Here is a 15,691-nt window from a genome sequence, read left to right as displayed (position 1 = left end):
GGGGTGAAGGTCTGCCGAGGGCACGTCGAAGCCGTATGAACTGATTTCCCGTGGTCTTTTTCGAGGGCTGTTCCACGGCCTCGGAACCGCTGCCGCGGCCGTCCCCGCACCAGCTTTCGCGGCCGTCCCCTCATTCGTTTTCGCGGCCGTCCCGCTCCTGCTCCAGCGGGTTTCCTCACAACTGGGTGACGTGCGGCCCGGAGAGTCTTCCGCGCGTGTCGAGCACCGGGCACGGCGCACGCATCAGCAGGGAGGTGTCGTAACAGGCGTGGTCCTGGAGCAGGACCGCCAGGTCCGCGGCGGCCAGGGCCCGCGGCAGACCGGGTGCGCACGGCACCGCCGTGCCGTCCACGGTGAACTCCGGTACGTGGGGGTCGTGGTACACCACGTGCGCCCCGCGCTCGCGCAGGTGCCGCGCCACCGGGGCGGCGGGGGAGTGGCGCACGTCGCCGACGTCGGGTTTGTACGCCACCCCCAGCAGCAGGACCTCGGCCCCGGCCACGGGTTCCCCCGGGCGGGCGAGGAGCGCGGCGGCCCGGTCGGCCACGTGGCGCGGCATCCGGTCCAGCGCCGAGCGGGCGGCGGACACCAGGCCCAGCGGACGGCCCGCCGCGTCGGCGCTCGCGGCCAGGTAGTGGGGGTCGACGGGGATGCAGTGGCCGCCCACTCCGGCACCGGGGCGGAACGGCGCGTAGCCGAAGGGTTTGGTCGCGGCGCAGTGCAGCACGTCCCAGACGTCGATGCCCAGCGCGTCGCAGTACAGCGCGACCTCGTCGACCAGCGCGATGTTCACGTACCGGTAGGTGTTCTCCAGCAGCTTCGCCGCCTCCGCCTCGCGGGTGCCCTTGGCGACCACCACGGTGTCCACCAGGCGGCTGTAGAAGGCGACGGCGTGCTTGGCGCACAACGGTGTGCAGCCGCCGATCACCTTGGGGGTGTTGCGCAGGCCGAACAGCCGGTTGCCCGGGTCGATCCGCTCGGGGGAGTGGGCGAGGTGGAAGTCCTCACCGGCCCGCAGCCCGCTGACCCGCTCCAGGACGGGGCGGACGACGTCCTGGGTGGTGCCCGGGTGGCTGGTGGACTCCAGCACGACCAGCGTGCCGGGCCGCAGCGCCGCGGCCACGTCGGCGGTCGCCGCCCGCACCGCGGCCAGGTCGGGGGCCCCGTCGTCGGTCAGGCCGGTGGGCACGCAGATCACCACCGTGGCGGCGCGGCCGATCACCGACGGGTCGCGGCCGACCCGGAACCCGGCCGCCAGCATCCCGGCGACCCGGCCGTCGTCCACGTCGTCGATGTGCGACCGCCCGGCCCCGAGGCCCGCCACCACCTCGGCGTCGGTGTCGTATCCGGCGGTCGTGAGCCCCGCCTCGCAGGCGCGGGCGGCCAGCGGCAGTCCGACGTGTCCGAGACCGATCACGACGAGGTCGATCATCATGGGGACCTTCCTTGGCGGGAGGGGCGGCGTGCAGGGGTGCCTCAGACGGCGGAGAAGCTGCCGCTGCCGGGCGCGACGTGCGCGCCGTAGCCGGGCTGCACGGTCAGGCCCGGGGACACGCAGAAGGGGTCGCCGTGGATCTGCACGTCCCCGCTCGTGTCGTTGACCAGCACATGGGCGGTGAGCGGCAGCTTGTGGCAGCCGCCGGGGTCCTCGTAGACGGTCACCGGTTCCCCTTCGGTGCCGAAGACGATCACCTGGCCGACGGCCGCGTCGGCCCGCGCGCCGCCGGCGCCGACGGTGAGGAAGGCCGCCGCCAGGGCGACGAGGGGGGTACGGAAGCGACGCATGGAGGTCTCCCTCTCGAAGGGCTGTCTCTCGTTGCTCTGCTGGGGCTACTCCCCGTGCCGTACGCCCGGAATGTTCGCGTCCGTCCGAAGGGGCGGTCTTCGCCGCCCGGCCTTGCCCGGACCGGATCCGCTTGGTATGGCAACCCGTCGTCCGGCCCGGCCCGGCCCGGCCCGGTCCGGCCCGGTCCGGACGGGGCGGGTCCGGCGTGCCGGGCCCGCCGGGGGCCCGTCCGCGTCCGTGCCCGGGTGCGGGGCGCCGCCCGCAGTACCGGCCGGCCGCGCGCGACTCCCGTACGGGGAAGGTGGGTTCAGGCGCCGAGGGCCTGACGGAGGGTGGGAAAGCAGTCGATGACGGTGTCGACGCTGATGAGGCGCAAGGTGTGCAGGACGGAACCGGCCGCACCGGCCAGGCGCAGCCGTCCCTGGGCCCGCTGGATGTCGTGGTGCGCGCTCATGAGGGTGCGGACGCCGGTGGAGTCCAGGAAGGTCGCCGCGCTGAGGTCGAGCACGATCCGCGGCCGCGTCGCGCCGTCGGGCGGGGCGAGGGCCCGGCCGAGGAGGTCGGCGCTGTCGTAGTCGATGTCGCCGTGCGTGGCGACGACGGTGACGCCGTCGACGGTGGTACGGGTGATCCGCAGATGACTGGAGTCCGTTGCTTTCCGGATGTCGGTCACTCGCCCCTCGACAGCACTCGCCGGTGTCCCGGCCGCCGCTCGGCCTTCGATGCCAGGATGCCCCAGGATGCTACGGGCGACGCGTCCCGATGGCTCCGGCACCGGTCTTCGCGGCCGCTCCGCGTAGGGCCGCGAGGGGACGCCGCGTGCGGCGGACGCCTCCCGCCGGCCGCCTTCCGGCCCGCCCCGGACTCCGTTTCCCTCCGGCCGGCCGGGCGGCAGGGGCCACTCGTGCGTCGATCTCCCGGGCGGTGTCCGTGCGCCGCCGCGGACGGTGCGGGACGGCCTCCGGCAGCGGGGCCGTCCCCGCGGCCGTGTCCGTCACCGGCCCACCGGAGAACACGCGATGACCGCCCGGCAGCCCCCCGTCCACGACGCGTTCCTCGCACGCGCCGCCGCCCCCGCCGTCGCGGCCCCGTCATCGAGGGGCTCGACGGGGAAAACCGCCCGGATCCTGGCGGACGAGGCGCGCCGGGACTCCCGTACGTGGCTCGGCGCCTACGCCGGAACTTCCTCCACCGCTCCGTGGAGAACGCCCGCGACGGCCACGCGCTCGCCGCCCGCCCCGACGCCGCCGACAGCGCCGGGTTCCTGCTGGAGCCGCTCTACGACCGGCCGCCGCCGTCGGTCAGTGGTCGTCCCAGTGGCCCTCGTGGGCGGCGTGGCGGTGCCCGTCGTGGATGTAGTCCACGTGGTCGCCGTGGGGCACCGCGACATGGCCGCAGCCGACCCGGTGCTCGTGGTCGTGCCGCTCGTGGACGGTGTGACCGGTGGGCTCGCACTCGTCGGCGTGGTCCTCGTGCGCGCGGTGCAGATGCCCGTCGTGCACGTAGTCGACGTGGTCGAGGTGCGGCACTTCCACGTGACCGCAGCCGCCGCGGTGCTCGTGGGGGTGGCCGGTGTGCGGAGCGTGCGCAGTGACAGCCATGACGGTGCCTCCTCGTGCCCTGTGCCGTCGTCCGTCAGGGGCCAGTCTGCCGCTTCGCGCCGGGCCCGTACCGTCCCGATCCGGCCGGGTGCGCCGGATCCGACCGGTGTGACGCGACGGCCGGGCTCACCGCGCGGCGCGGGCCGGGAGGCACTTCCGCGGGACCGCCGCCCCCGCCCGTAGCAGAACCCGTACGAGCAGCACGTTCAGGAACCCGCCGACCGCGGCGTACCCGAAGTCCACCACGAACTGCGCCGCGGCCGAAGGCACGCCGAGGAACGCCAGAAGGGGCGCGACGCCGTAGAAGAGCACTCCCGCGGTGAAGAGGGAGCACGGCAGGGTCAGGGCGAGGCAGAGCGCGAACATGACGTCCGGGTCGACCACCCCGACGGCGTTGACCAGGCCGAGTACGACGACGGCCAGGAGATAGGCCCTCTTCAGGACGGTGGACACGTGCGGCTCCTCTGGTGCTGTGTGCTCCGGCACACCCAGTATGGGACCGGCCGCGGGCGTCCGCGCAGGCGTCCCGCGCGGACGCCCGGCGCAGGCCCCGCCGGGCCGTCGCGTGCTCCCTCTCCCGGATGATTTCTTTGCTTCCGCTTTGCCGTGCGGGAACCCGGCCGCTCCCGGAGGCGTTGACCTGACGGACCGCGGAGAACGCGACCGACGACCGAACACGGACAGGCAGCAGAAGCCGAGGTGGCACCAGTGGCGATGTGGGACCGGATCAAGGATCAGGCCAAGAATCTCCAGCAGTCCCAGGGTTCCCGGGGTGCGGGCGGGCACGGACAGGGGAACAGCCCCTACGGACAGGGGAACAGCCCTTACGGACAGGGGCAGCACGGCGGTCACGGGTCGGGCTCGTCCTCCGGCGGCTCCAGGGCCCAGCTGATCGGACTGCTCAAGTCCCAGCTCGCCGCGGCGAAGACCGAGCTGAAGAGCGGCGCCTACCGGGACGCCAGCATGGCGATGTGCGCCCTGGTGGCCGCGGCCGACGGGCACGTGGAGCCGGCGGAGCGCCAGCGCGTCGAGGAGCTGATCGTCACCAACGAGGTGCTGCAGAACTTCCCCGCCGACCAGCTCCGCCAGCGGTTCAACCGGCACGTGGACCGGCTCGTCGCCAACTTCGAGCTGGGCAAGGCCGAGGTGCTCCAGGAGATCGCCAAGGCCGCCAAGAAGCCGGCGGAGGCCCGCGCGGTCATCCAGACCGGCATCGTCGTCGCCGGTGCGGACGGGCACTTCGAGATGTCCGAGCAGTACGCCGTCCGTGAGGCATGCGCGGCCCTCGGTGTCCCGCCCGCGGAGTTCGGCATCTGACAGGCGGACCGCCCCGCCCCGTGCGGCCGCGGCGCCGACGGCGAACCGCTGCCGCGGCTCCGCCGCACCGTCCCCGGGGCACACGGCGGGCGACGGGCGGCCATGCCCGTCGCCCTTCCCGCGGAGAGCAAGGGGGCGGTGCGGCGGAGAGCCGGCCGCATCCGGGGAGGACGTGTCCGGGAGGGTGCGCGGTCAGGGCACCAGCGGACCGTCCAGTACGCGTTGCCCCGCCTGCCGGTCGCCTTCCCACACGAGGGAGCCGCCCGCGCCCGGCAGCCGCCCCCACAGGGTCAGCAGGAGGTCCTCGGCGGTGCCGCTGAGCACGGCGACGGGGGCGCCCGGGCCGTACGTCCAGCTCTCTCCGGTGTCCGTGGCGGTCAGCCGGAGCGCGACCCGCGGGACGGTCGCACGGCCCCGGACCACCTGCCGCGGCGCCATGGTGTCGAAGACCTCGGCGATGCCCTCACCGGCCAGTTCGGCGTCGAGCGGCTCCGGTGTACCGAGCGCGTGCTGGGCGTCCCAGCGGTGCACGAGCGTCTCCAGGCAGCGCCGCCGCTGCCAGAAACCCACCGTGTGCGGCGGGTGGAACGTCCACGCCTCAGTGGCCGGATCGGTGTCCAGGGCCCGCAGCAGCGTCGCGGACGTGGTGTCGAACCACCGTGTCAGCGCTGCCCGTTCCCGCGGAGCCGCGGGGGACGCGTCGTCGCCGTGCCCGTGGGTGACCGCGGTCGCCGCCCAGAGGTTCTCTCTCCCCAGGTGGTCCGCGAGGTCGTACAGGGTCCAGTCGCCGCAGTGCTCCACCGGTGCGGTCACGTCACCGCTCAGGCAGTCCCGGAAGGCGGTCAACTCGCTGCGCAGATGAAGGAGGAGGGTCGCGGAGTCCATACCGCGAAGGTAGCCGAGCGCTCGGGCACGGGGGTACGGATATACGGCACCGGTCGGCGGAGGACGGTGTGTTCGGCCCGCCGCCCGGAGTCGGGGAGGGCCGTTCGGCGCTCGGGGCGGTCGCCGTCGCGGTCGCCGTGGCGGTCCGCCGGTGCCGGCCGGGGCGGTCAGTCGAGGCCGTCGAGGAGGGCGATGCGCGCGGTGATCCGCTTGCCCGTCGGCCCCCGGTGCGCCTGGAAGCTCTCCACCACCGCCATCACGATCTCCAGGCCGTGCTGGCCCACCCGGCCGGGGTCGGCCACCCGGGCCATCGGCAGCACCGGGTTGCTGTCCCAGATGGTGACCTCTATCAGGTCGACCCAGATGCGCAGCTGCAGAAGGATCGGACCGGGCGCGTACTTGAGCGCGTTGGTGACGAGTTCGCTCACCACCAGCTGTGTCAGGTCCATGGCCCGTGCGGAGACCGGCAGACCGTACTCGCCCTGCACCCGGGTGAGGAACTCCGTGGCCAGGTCCCGGGCCTGGGCGATACACCCCCCGTCACCGTCCAGACTCGCCGTGACCTCAGGAGGAGTGACGCCGGGTACGGAATCCTCCTCGCGCGAGACCGGTTCCATCCAAACCACCTTCGTGACCCCGTTCATACTTTCCGCCCTTACCCCCGAAGTCCTCTCCCATGCCCTCCGTTTTCCCGCGGCGGACAAACCCGGTGCGCGCACCGGGCGAAGACCCCTGTGAGCCGGTCCTACGCGCACTCGCCGAACGCCTGCGGAACGTGCCCGCTCAGGGGGTGCCCCGGCCGCGGACGCCCTCCCCGCGGCCCGACGCCTTTCGCCGCCCTTTCCGGCAACCGGATTACGGTACAATGTGTCCGGGCTTTTGCTCATTCGAGGTATCGGCTGTCCCCCGGCGCCAGGTGTGTCGCCGGGTGTTCGGCAGCCGGTCGGCCGACGTCACGGGGGGCACGGCATGGAGCGGATCATCCATCTGCGCGCCGCCCTCCGTGCGCGCACCGGCGGCAGTGCCCGCGACGCCGTCCCCGATACCGACGGCGCCGGCCCGGTTCCCCCTTCCTCCCGCTGATCCATGACGCCGCCCGGCGGGGCCGGTCCGGTCCGTGAGGGGCGTGACGGCACCGGACGGGCCCTTCGGTCCCGCCCCGCGGACAGGCGCCACGGCGGTGACACCGTCGCGCCGCACCGTTCGGCGAGCCGCCCCACCCGGCTCCCGCGGTCGCCCGCACGGCCGCGCGGACCGAGGGGACGGCCGTCGCCGGCGAGGACGGACACCCGATCGGCACCCGCTCCGGTCCCCGGCGCCCGCACAGGCGCTGACGCAGCCCGTACCGACCAACGCAACGGAGGTGTGACGCCCGTGCGAACGGCCGACCCCAGGAGAAACAGCCTCGCACGTGCGGCCGCGAGCGGATCCCGGTCCGCCGTGGACCCTGTCCCGGGCCCGGACCCGGACCCGTTCCGCACTGCGGCCGCACGGACGGAGGCAGGCACGCCCGCGTCCCTCCCCGGGGCCCCCGTCACCGAGGCGTTCCTGGAGGGCTTCGAGGAGATCCTCGCGGACGCCGCCGCCACGGGACGCCGTCTGAACCGCGACGAGATCGAGTCCCGCAGGGCCCTGGGCGCCCGGGCGGCCGAGGCCGGGCAGGGCTGGCGCGCCCTGGTGCGCGCGCACCTCGCGGCGGGGCGCCGCAGCAGACCCGCGGGCAGTGACCCGGACAGCGTCCTGACCGTGATCGAGCAGGCGGTCGACGCCTTCGCCGACGGCTACGAGCGCGCGCAGCGGCTCGTGGTCCGCAAGGAGGAGGCGGCCCGGCGCGAGTTCGTCGACGACCTGCTGCACGGGCGCGGGGACCCGGGGCGCCTCGCCTCGCGGTGCGAGCGCTTCGGGCTGCGCCTGTCGCGCGCCCACGCCGTCGCGGTGGCCGAGGGGCCGGAGAAGTACGACGAGGCCGACTCCGTGCCCCGGCAGGTGTCCGGGGAGCTGTTCGCGCGCTTCGAGAACCGCCGCATCCTGTTCACCACCAAGGACGGGCGGATGGTGTGCATCGCCCCGGGCGACCAGGACGAGGTGCTCACCCACTTCGCCAAGCTGGTGTACGCCGCCACCGGCGACAGCCAGGTCGCCGTCGGACGGCCCCGGGAGGGGGTCGTCGGCATCGGGCACAGCTATGAAGAGGCCCTCAACGCGCTGGACGTGGCCCAGCGCATGGGCCTGGACGATCCCGTCCTGCGCGCCGCCGACCTGCTGGTCTTCCCCGTCCTCGCCCGGGACCGGCAGGCGCTGGTGGACCTGGTGCGCTACACGCTGGGCCCGCTGGAGCAGGCGCGCGGCGGGGCGCAGCCGCTGCTGGACACCCTCACGGCGTACTTCGACGCGGGCTGCGTGGCCGCCGCGGCCGCGCGGGAGCTGTCGCTCAGCGTGCGCGCACTCACCTACCGGCTGGAGCGCATCCACACCCTGACCGGCTGCGACCCCGCCGACCCCGCCCACCGCTACGCCCTGCAGACCGCGGTGCTCGGCGCGCGCCTGCTCGCCTGGCCGGGCCGGCCGTTGTGAGGCGCACCGGCGGCCGCGCCGCGGCGGCCGGACGCCGCGGCGCGCCCGTCACCGGTGGCGGTCGCCGGACACACTGTTGGGCGGCGCGGGTGTGACACCGTGTGCACCCGCCGCCCGGATCACGCGTCCGCCTCCCCGACGATGCGCCGGAGCAGGGCGGGCAGGGCGAGCAGGGCGAGCAGGGTCGAGCGGTCCGCGTCGGACAGGGGCGCGAAGTGCGCCGCGAGCACCTGGTCGGAGACCTTGTGACCGGCGGCAGGCCGTCCGGCAGGCCGACATGGAAACCCTGTGCGTCCTCACCGGGGACCCCCGCATGCACGATTCCGAGCTGCTGCGCCGACTGGGGCGCGTCGCTGTGCCCACCCCCTGACCCGGGGGGAGAGCGACCGCATCGTCACCCCCGCCTACGGCGCGGCGTACGCCGACGCGCTGGGCCGCGGGCGGCCGGAGATCGTCCCAGAGGCGGGGCACCTGCCGCAGACCGAGCAGCCGGAGGCCACCTTCGCCCTGATCGACACCGATCTGCGGGAGACGGGCGCCGGCTCCTCCCGGACGCTGTGACCGTCGCGCGCCCCGGCCGTCCGCCCGCGGCGGACTCCCGCGCCCGCCGTCCCGGGCGCGGCTACGACTCGGACGCGGCCGCGCGGGGAGCGGGCACCGCGCCGGACGGGCGCGGGACGCGGCGGCGGCACGGGGCGTCGGCCAGGGACCGGCCGGTGAAGAAGCGCGCCGCGAGATCGGCGACGTCGTGCGGGCGCTGCAGCACGACCCAGTGGTCGCTGTCGGGAATGGTGAGGAACCGGCTGTCGGCGATGGTGCCGGCGAAGGCGCGCTGGCGGTCGGGCGAGGTGACGGTGTCGTGCTCCCCGCAGAAGACCAGGGCCGGTACACCGGTGAGGCCACCGGTGTAGTCGGTCCGCTCGGTCACCGCGCGGCGCAGCGACTCCGCGGCGTGCGGGGAGTGGCGGACGGTGTGCGCGAGGGTGCGCCGTACGTAGCGGTGGGCGAGGTCGCGGCGGGCGATGTAGCGGCCGCTGTCGGTGCACAGCAGGCTGTCGGCCACGAGGGCCGCGAAGGTGCGGACGTCGCCGCGGTCGAGGTGGGCCTCGGCGCGGTGCAGGGCGGCGGCCTGGGCGTCGGAGACGTGCGCGGGGACGCCGCCGAGGGCCAGGCGGGCGACGCGGTGCGGGAAGCGGCGGGTGAAGCCGTAGGCCAGGTCGGCCCCGTAGGAGAAGCCGAAGAGGTTGACGCGCGGGACGCGCAGGTCGTCCAGGATCTGCGCGATCGCGGTGTACGCCAGGGGCAGGGCCGGGCCGTCGGGCAGCGGGTCGGCGCTGGCCATGCCGGGCAGGTCGGCGGTGACGACGTCGGCCAGCGGGCCGAGCGCGTCGTCCATGTACGGCCAGCCGTGCATCCCCTGCTGGACCCCGCCGAGCACGAGGACGGGCTCGATGACGGGCGGCCCCTGGCGCAGGAGCCGGTAGGAGTACCTGACGCGGCCCGCCGTGAGGGAGCGGACGACCTCGTGGGTCACGGGCTGTTTCCTTTCCGGGGCCTCGGCCCCCGGTGGGCGGCCGCCGTGCGCGGTCGCCCGCCCGGGGCCGGGCGGTCGTTCAGGCGCGGGTCAGGACCAGGGCGGCGTTGTGGCCGCCGAAGCCCATCGAGGTCTTGACCGCGCAGGTCATGGCGGTGGGGCGGGCGGCGTCCCGCACGATGTCCAGGCCCGGGGGCAGCCGCGGGTCCGGCAGGGTGAGGTTGGCGGTCGGCGGGACCAGTTGCTGCTCCAGTGCGAGGACGGTGAACGCGGTCTCGATGGCCCCCGCCGCGCCGAGCGTGTGCCCGGTCATGGCCTTGGTCGAGGTGACCGCGGGACGGTCGCCGAGGGTCCTGTTCAGCGCTCCGGCCTCGACCAGGTCGTTGAGCTCGGTCCCGGTGCCGTGGGCGTTGACGTGCCCGACCTCGTCCGGGGCCACGTCCGCGTCGGCGAGGGCGGTGCGCAGGGCCTGTTCGACGCCGGCGCCGTCGGGGTGGGGCGCCACCGCCGCGTAGGCGTCGTTGGAGGCGCCGTAGCCGCGGACGAGGGCGCGGACCGCGGCGCCCCGCCCGCGCGCGTGCTCGGGCCGTTCGAGGACCAGGACGCCGGCGCCCTCGCCGACGACGAAGCCGTCGCGTCCGGCGTCGAAGGGCCGGCAGGCGGTCAGGGGGTCGTCCCGGCGGGTGGAGACCGCCTTCAGCCGGCAGGCGCTGGCGATCATCAGCCGGGACAGGACGGACTCCGCGCCGCCGGCGATCGCGATGTCGCACGCGTTCGCCCGCAGCATCTGGTGGGCGGTGCCCACCGCGACGGTCCCGGAGGCGCAGGCGGTCGACACCGCCAGGCTCGGGCCGCGCGCGCCCAGGTCCGCGCAGACGCTGCCGGCCGGGGCGCTGACCATGGTGACCGGGGCCAGCTTCGGCGAGACGCGCCGGGCGCCGCGCGTCAGCATCGTGGTGTGCTGCTCGTCGTAGAACGGCAGGCCGCCGTGGACGCAGCCGATCACCACGGCCACCCGGCTGCCGTCCCACACGGCCGGGTCCAGACCGGCGTCGGCGACCGCCTCCCGCGCGGCGACGACCGCGAGGCGCGCGAAGCGGTCCGTCAGGCGCAGCTGGGTCGCGTTCAGGACGGCCTCGGCGTCCAGGCCCTTGACGGTGTACATGAAGTCGCACGGCAGGTCGGCGAGTTCGGGGTGGCGGTCGACCCTTCCGGGTCTGGCGGTCCCGGTGACGGCGTGCCAGGTGGCCTTCACCCCCACCCCGGCGGCGGTCACCAGGCCGAGTCCCGTCACCGCGGCCTCGAAGGGCCGCGGGCCGCGCGTCACGCCGCCGCTTCGTGCTCGACGGCCGCCATGAGCCGCCCCACGGTGTCCCGCGAGGTCAGGACGATGTCGTCCAGGTCGACGTCCAGTGTGTCCTCGAGCATGACGCGCAGTTCCTCCAGTGCCAGCGAGTCCAGGCGCAGCCGGTACAGCGGCGTCTCGTCGGCGAGTTCGCTCGCGGCGACACCGAAACGCTGTGCGAGCAGCGAACTCACCACTTCAGCGGTGGACAACGGACCCTCCAGTAGGTCGGCGACGTCGCACAGGCCCGGCCCGGGCGTCCGGACGGAGCCGCCGCACCCACGGGCGCCTGTGCGTCCCCTTTCCTACCGCGTGGGCCGTTCGGCCCCTTCGCATTCACTCTCCCGCGTCGTGTCGGCGGCAGCCCGGTTGCCCGAACGGCACGTCCGGTTGACGCCCGCGCGGCCATCCGCGCGGTCACCCGAGCGCCGGAGCGCGCCCGGGTCGTACCACTTCATGCCGCTCGCGCCGGGCGCGCACCCGTACCCGTGCGCAAGAAGGCGACGCATTGGCCCGATGTACGCAAAAGATGACGAATCACATGTACGGTGAAGTCCCGTTCCCTGCGGCGGAAGCGGCTGGGCGCGGCGGCGGAGCGGAGACCGTGCATGCTGACGGCGGAGGTGGACGAGGATGTCCTTGCGTGGGCCGTGGACCGCGCGCGGCGAAGGCGGGGCCGCCATGGCCGACGGCACCGCGGCACCCCTGGTGTCGCCGGTCGGCTCGCACAACGAGTGGGACCCCCTGGAGGAGATCGTCGTCGGGCGTCTCGACAACGCCACGATCCCCTCCGACCACCCGGTCGTGACCTGCAACATCCCGCCCTGGGCGGCCCGGCTGCAGGGGCTCGCCGCGGGTTTCAAGTACCCGCGTGTGCTGATCGAGCGGGCACAGGAGGAGCTCGACCGGTTCGTCGCCCTGCTGGAGTCGCTCGACGTCACGGTCACGCGGCCGGACCCGGTCGACCACAAGCGGCGTTTCGGCACCCCCGACTGGTCCTCGCGCGGCTTCTGCAACACCTGCCCGCGCGACAGCATGCTCGTGATCGGTGACGAGATCATCGAGACCCCGATGGCATGGCCGTGCCGGTACTTCGAGACCCACTCCTACCGCACGGTCCTCAAGGACTACTTCCGGCGCGGCGCGCGCTGGACGTCGGCGCCGAAGCCGCAGCTCACCGACGAGCTGTTCGACGGCGACTTCCGCATCCCCGGGCCCGGTGAGCCCATGCGGTACATCCTCACCGAGTTCGAGCCGGTGTTCGACGCGGCGGACTTCGTACGGGCGGGACGCGACCTGTTCGTCACCCGGAGCAACGTCACCAACGCCATGGGCATCGAGTGGCTGCGCCGCCACCTCGGGCCCGGCTACCGCATCCACGAGATCGAGAGCCGCTGCCGCACGCCCATGCACATCGACACGACCTTCATGCTGCTGGCGCCCGGCAAGGCGCTGGTCAACCCCGACTACGTCGACGTCGACCGGCTGCCCGCCGTCCTGGACTCCTGGGACATCCTGGTCGCCCCCGAGCCCGACCCGATCCGCGAGAGCCTGCTCAAGGTGACCTCGATGTGCGGCAAGTGGCTCAGCATGAACATCCTGATGGTCGACGAGAAGCGGGTCATCGCGGACCGGCACCACACCGGCATGCTGCGCGCGCTCGAAGGATGGGGCTTCGAGCCGATCCCGTGCGACCTGCTGCACTACGCGCCGTTCGGCGGCTCGTTCCACTGCGCGACCCTCGACGTCCGGCGCCGCGGCACGCTGGAGTCCTACTTCCCCTGACCGGCCCGCCGGGGCGCCGGCCCGCGCCACCCGCGGCAGTGGGATGATGTGCGGCCGTGTCCGGCCGGGCCCGGGGCCGCCGAGGAAAGAGGGTTCGACGATGGAGGGCCAGTGGCTGTCGGAGCGGGCGCGGGCCGCCGAGAGCGCCGCGGCGGGCGGCTTCGACCTCACGCAGTGCGTGCGTGAGCCGATCCACCTGCTCGGCGGGGTCCAGTCCTACGGCTCCCTGGTGGCGGTCGACCCGGACAGCGGACTGGTGGAGGTCGCCGCCCGCAACACCGGGGAGGTGCTCGGCGTCGAGGCGGACGCCCTCGTGGGCACGCCGGTCACCCGGGTCGTGCCGGCCGGCGCCTACGGCGAGGCGCTGGAGGCGACGTCCGGCGAGGAGGCGGCACCGGCCGCGCTGTCCGTCGTGGCGGGCGCGGACGGCGCGGACCGCCTCTTCGACGTGTCGGCGCACCGCAGGGACGGGCTGCTGGTGCTGGAGTTCGAGCCCCGGGAGGGCGACGCGTCCGCGTCCGCCGGCTTCCACCAGGGAGTGCGCCGGGCGCTGGGCCGGCTGCGCTCGGCGGCCACGGTCGCGGACTGCTGCCGGGTGGCGGTGCGCGAGGTGCGGGCGCTGACCGGGTACGAGCGCGTGGTCGCCTACCGCTTCGACGGCGAGGACGGCCCCGGAGAGGTGCTGGCCGAGGACGTCGTCGGGGGGTGGGAGCCGTGGCTGGGGCTGTGGTTCCCCGCGACGGACATCCCGCCGCAGGCCAGACGGCTGTACCGGGAGAACTGGATCCGGGTGATCGCCGACGTGGACGACGCCACCGTAGGGCTGCTCCCGGCCGTGCGGCCCGCCACCGGTGCGCCGCTGGACCTGTCGCGGGCGGCGCTGCGCACGGTCTCCGGCTTCCACCTGGAGTACCTGCGCAACATCGGCGTCCGCTCCTCCATGTCGGTGTCGGTGCTGCGCGAGGGGCGGCTGTGGGGGCTGATCGCCTGCCACGGGGCGCGCCCGTCCCGGCCGGCCCCCGAGGTGCGGGCGGCGTGCGAGACGTTCGGCGCGGCCTTCTCGCTCCAGCTGGCCGCGATCGAGGAGCGCGAGCGCGCCGACGCGCTCGACGCGTCGGGCGCTCGGACGGCCGCGGTGGCGGCGCTGCTGGCGGACGGCCTGGAGAAGCGCCTGGCCGAGGACGGCGGCCCGGTCCTCGAACTGCTGGCCGCCGACGGCGTCGTGGCCGGCCGCTCCGGCCGCACGGCCGGTTTCGGCGAACCGTTCCCGCCAGAGCTGTGCGCGGCGCTGGAGCGGCGGGCGCGCACGCTGACGCCGGGCTCGCTGTGGGACACCGACCGGCTGTCCGAACTCGGTGACGAGGAGCTGGGGTACCGGCCGCCGGACCCCGGCCGGGGCCCCGCCGGGGTCCTGATGGTGCCGCTGTCGGACTCGGGGGACTTCCTCGCGTGGTGCAGGCGCGAGCGTCCCGCCCCGCGGCGGTGGGCGGCCGATCCGGCGGCGCCGGTCCGGGTGGGGCCCCGCGGCGAGCGGCTGACCCCGCGCGGGTCGGGGGCGGTGTTCCGGTCCACGGTCCGCGGGCGGAGCCTGCCCTGGACGACCCGGGACCGGGTGGCCGCCCGCGAGCTGTGGCGGCTGCTGACCGGCCTCGTCCTGCGCCACGCCGACCACCTGGACCGGCTCAACGAAGAGCTGCGCATGACAAACGACGACCTGGACTCCTTCGCCCACGCGGCCGCCCACGACCTCAAGGAACCGCTGCGCGGCATCTCCAACGCGGCGACCTTCGCGATCGAGGACGCGGCGACCGGCCTGGACGCGACGACGCTGCGGCGGCTGCACACCATGCAGCGCCTCGCCGGCCGGATGGACGAACTGCTCGACTCGCTGCTGCACTACGCCCGCCTCGGCCGCGCCGGCCTCCGGGTGCGGGAGCTGGACCTGGGCGCGGCGCTCGACGCGGCCCTGGAGGTGGCCGGGCCGCGCCTGGCCGAGCAGGGGGTCGAGGTGGTGCGCGGGGAGCTGCCGCCGGTGCGCGCCGACGCCGACCGCCTCTACGAGGTCCTGGTCAACCTCCTGGTCAACGCGGCCAAGTACGCCCGCGACGGAGCGGAGCGCCGGGTGGAGGTGGCCGTGGAGCGCCACCCCGTCCCGGCCGGGGCGGACACCGTGGTGGCGGGGGCGGAGCCCGCACCCGGCGCCGAGGAGTGCGTGCTCGTCGTCCGGGACAACGGCATCGGCATCGCGCCGGAGCAGCAGCGGGAGGTGTTCGACCTGTTCCGCAGGCTGCACGGGCCCGGCGAGCGCGGCGGCGGCACGGGGGTGGGCCTGGCCCTGGTCAAGCGCATCGTCGAGCGGCACGGGGGCCGGCTGTGGCTGCGCAGCACCCCCGGCGAGGGGACGGCGTTCTACATCGGGCTCGGGGGCCCGCCGGACGCGGACCGGGACTCCAGCCAGTAGTCGACCGCACCCTTGAGGACCGTCTGGAACAGGGTGAAGTTCACCGTCTTGTAGACGTAGCTGTCGGCGCCCGCCGCGTAGCAGGCGTCGACCTCCGCGGGCGCCGTGGAGGAGGTGAACACCACCACGGTGACCCCGCTCAGCTCCGGCCGGGCGCGGACGGCGGTGAGCACGGCGTGCCCGCTCAGCCCGGGCATGTTGAGGTCGAGCAGGATCAGCCCGGGCAGCCGCCCGCGCGCGAGCAGGTCGTCGACGAGGCCGTCGCCGCGGTCGGCGAACTCCAGCTCCAGCTCGGGGTGGGTGCGGCTCAGGGCCCGCTCGATCGCCTCCGCGTCCTCCGGGCTGTCCTCCACGACCAGGACGCTGCCGTGGTCGACGCGGTCCTCGCCACCGTCTGTCACCT

Annotated in this window: 16 protein-coding genes; 5 read left to right on the top strand and 11 right to left on the bottom strand. The window is 74.8% G+C overall.

Annotated features, from left to right (window positions below):
- Positions 1-175: 175 nt before the first annotated feature.
- The 5 genes from IE271_RS28140 to IE271_RS28120 form a co-directional block, all read right to left on the bottom strand.
- Positions 176-1,435, bottom strand: a complete 1,260-nt coding sequence (locus IE271_RS28140; protein WP_190193266.1) for a nucleotide sugar dehydrogenase — start codon at positions 1,433-1,435, stop codon at positions 176-178.
- Positions 1,436-1,476: 41 nt separating this feature from the next.
- Complete coding sequence (locus IE271_RS28135; RefSeq protein WP_229919601.1) at positions 1,477-1,785, bottom strand: hypothetical protein; 309 nt, start codon at positions 1,783-1,785, stop codon at positions 1,477-1,479.
- A gap of 308 nt (positions 1,786-2,093) precedes the next feature.
- Complete coding sequence (locus IE271_RS28130; protein ID WP_229919600.1) at positions 2,094-2,459, bottom strand: STAS domain-containing protein; 366 nt, start codon at positions 2,457-2,459, stop codon at positions 2,094-2,096.
- Between the two features lie 628 nt (positions 2,460-3,087).
- Positions 3,088-3,387, bottom strand: a complete 300-nt coding sequence (locus IE271_RS28125; protein WP_190193265.1) for a hypothetical protein — start codon at positions 3,385-3,387, stop codon at positions 3,088-3,090.
- Positions 3,388-3,513: 126 nt separating this feature from the next.
- Positions 3,514-3,840: a hypothetical protein gene (locus IE271_RS28120; protein WP_190193264.1), complete on the bottom strand. Its 327-nt coding sequence runs from the start codon at positions 3,838-3,840 to the stop codon at positions 3,514-3,516.
- A 255-nt stretch (positions 3,841-4,095) separates the two neighbouring features.
- Here IE271_RS28120 and IE271_RS28115 point away from each other — a divergent pair, with 255 nt between their 5' ends.
- Positions 4,096-4,704, top strand: coding sequence for a tellurite resistance TerB family protein (locus tag IE271_RS28115; RefSeq protein WP_190193263.1), 609 nt, complete (start codon positions 4,096-4,098; stop codon positions 4,702-4,704).
- A 192-nt stretch (positions 4,705-4,896) separates the two neighbouring features.
- On the opposite strand, the gene IE271_RS28110 is transcribed toward IE271_RS28115, so the two are convergent.
- On the bottom strand, positions 4,897-5,589 hold the full coding sequence (locus tag IE271_RS28110) for a maleylpyruvate isomerase family mycothiol-dependent enzyme (RefSeq protein WP_190193262.1): 693 nt from the start codon (positions 5,587-5,589) through the stop codon (positions 4,897-4,899).
- A 167-nt stretch (positions 5,590-5,756) separates the two neighbouring features.
- Positions 5,757-6,206, bottom strand: coding sequence for an ATP-binding protein (locus tag IE271_RS28105; RefSeq protein WP_190193261.1), 450 nt, complete (start codon positions 6,204-6,206; stop codon positions 5,757-5,759).
- A 931-nt stretch (positions 6,207-7,137) separates the two neighbouring features.
- Here IE271_RS28105 and IE271_RS28100 point away from each other — a divergent pair.
- Both IE271_RS28100 and IE271_RS28095 read left to right on the top strand, forming a co-directional pair.
- Complete coding sequence (locus IE271_RS28100) at positions 7,138-8,163, top strand: PucR family transcriptional regulator (RefSeq protein ID WP_229919605.1); 1,026 nt, start codon at positions 7,138-7,140, stop codon at positions 8,161-8,163.
- A gap of 288 nt (positions 8,164-8,451) precedes the next feature.
- Positions 8,452-8,724 carry an alpha/beta fold hydrolase gene (locus tag IE271_RS28095; protein WP_190193259.1) on the top strand — a complete coding sequence of 91 codons (273 nt, stop codon included), beginning with the start codon at positions 8,452-8,454 and terminating at the stop codon, positions 8,722-8,724.
- Between the two features lie 61 nt (positions 8,725-8,785).
- On the opposite strand, the gene IE271_RS28090 is transcribed toward IE271_RS28095, so the two are convergent.
- From IE271_RS28090 to IE271_RS28080, 3 genes are all read right to left on the bottom strand, one after another.
- The gene (locus tag IE271_RS28090) at positions 8,786-9,697 is read right to left on the bottom strand and encodes an alpha/beta fold hydrolase (RefSeq protein WP_190193258.1); all 912 of its coding nucleotides are present in this window, start codon (positions 9,695-9,697) and stop codon (positions 8,786-8,788) included.
- Positions 9,698-9,776: 79 nt separating this feature from the next.
- Entirely contained in the window at positions 9,777-11,024 is a 1,248-nt protein-coding gene (locus IE271_RS28085) for a beta-ketoacyl-[acyl-carrier-protein] synthase family protein (protein WP_190193257.1), read from the bottom strand.
- On the bottom strand, positions 11,021-11,254 hold the full coding sequence (locus IE271_RS28080) for an acyl carrier protein (RefSeq protein WP_190193256.1): 234 nt from the start codon (positions 11,252-11,254) through the stop codon (positions 11,021-11,023). The genes IE271_RS28085 and IE271_RS28080 overlap by 4 nt, the downstream gene beginning before the upstream one ends.
- 469 nt (positions 11,255-11,723) lie before the next feature.
- Between IE271_RS28080 and IE271_RS28075 the strand changes: the two genes are divergently transcribed.
- Positions 11,724-12,827, top strand: a complete 1,104-nt coding sequence (locus IE271_RS28075) for an amidinotransferase (protein ID WP_190193255.1) — start codon at positions 11,724-11,726, stop codon at positions 12,825-12,827.
- 100 nt (positions 12,828-12,927) lie between these two features.
- Entirely contained in the window at positions 12,928-15,288 is a 2,361-nt protein-coding gene (locus tag IE271_RS28070) for an ATP-binding protein (protein ID WP_190193254.1), read from the top strand.
- Here IE271_RS28070 and IE271_RS28065 read toward each other — a convergent pair.
- Entirely contained in the window at positions 15,237-15,689 is a 453-nt protein-coding gene (locus IE271_RS28065; RefSeq protein WP_373308853.1) for a response regulator, read from the bottom strand. The two genes, IE271_RS28070 and IE271_RS28065, sit on opposite strands and share 52 nt — an antisense overlap.
- Between the last annotated feature and the right edge of the window lie 2 nt (positions 15,690-15,691).

Origin of the sequence: Streptomyces minutiscleroticus (genome assembly GCF_014650875.1) — a bacterium.
In the GTDB taxonomy this organism is placed as follows: domain Bacteria; phylum Actinomycetota; class Actinomycetes; order Streptomycetales; family Streptomycetaceae; genus Streptomyces; species Streptomyces minutiscleroticus.
This window is presented reverse-complemented; position numbering and strand designations above follow the sequence as displayed.

Coding starts and splice junctions, on each gene's coding strand:
- IE271_RS28140 (WP_190193266.1), bottom strand. CDS start 1,435: ATGATGATCGACCTCGTCGTGATCGGTCTCGGACACGTCGGACTGCCG.
- IE271_RS28135 (WP_229919601.1), bottom strand. CDS start 1,785: ATGCGTCGCTTCCGTACCCCCCTCGTCGCCCTGGCGGCGGCCTTCCTC.
- IE271_RS28125 (WP_190193265.1), bottom strand. CDS start 3,387: ATGGCTGTCACTGCGCACGCTCCGCACACCGGCCACCCCCACGAGCAC.
- IE271_RS28110 (WP_190193262.1), bottom strand. CDS start 5,589: ATGGACTCCGCGACCCTCCTCCTTCATCTGCGCAGCGAGTTGACCGCC.
- IE271_RS28105 (WP_190193261.1), bottom strand. CDS start 6,206: ATGGAACCGGTCTCGCGCGAGGAGGATTCCGTACCCGGCGTCACTCCT.
- IE271_RS28075 (WP_190193255.1), top strand. CDS start 11,724: ATGGCCGACGGCACCGCGGCACCCCTGGTGTCGCCGGTCGGCTCGCAC.
- IE271_RS28070 (WP_190193254.1), top strand. CDS start 12,928: ATGGAGGGCCAGTGGCTGTCGGAGCGGGCGCGGGCCGCCGAGAGCGCC.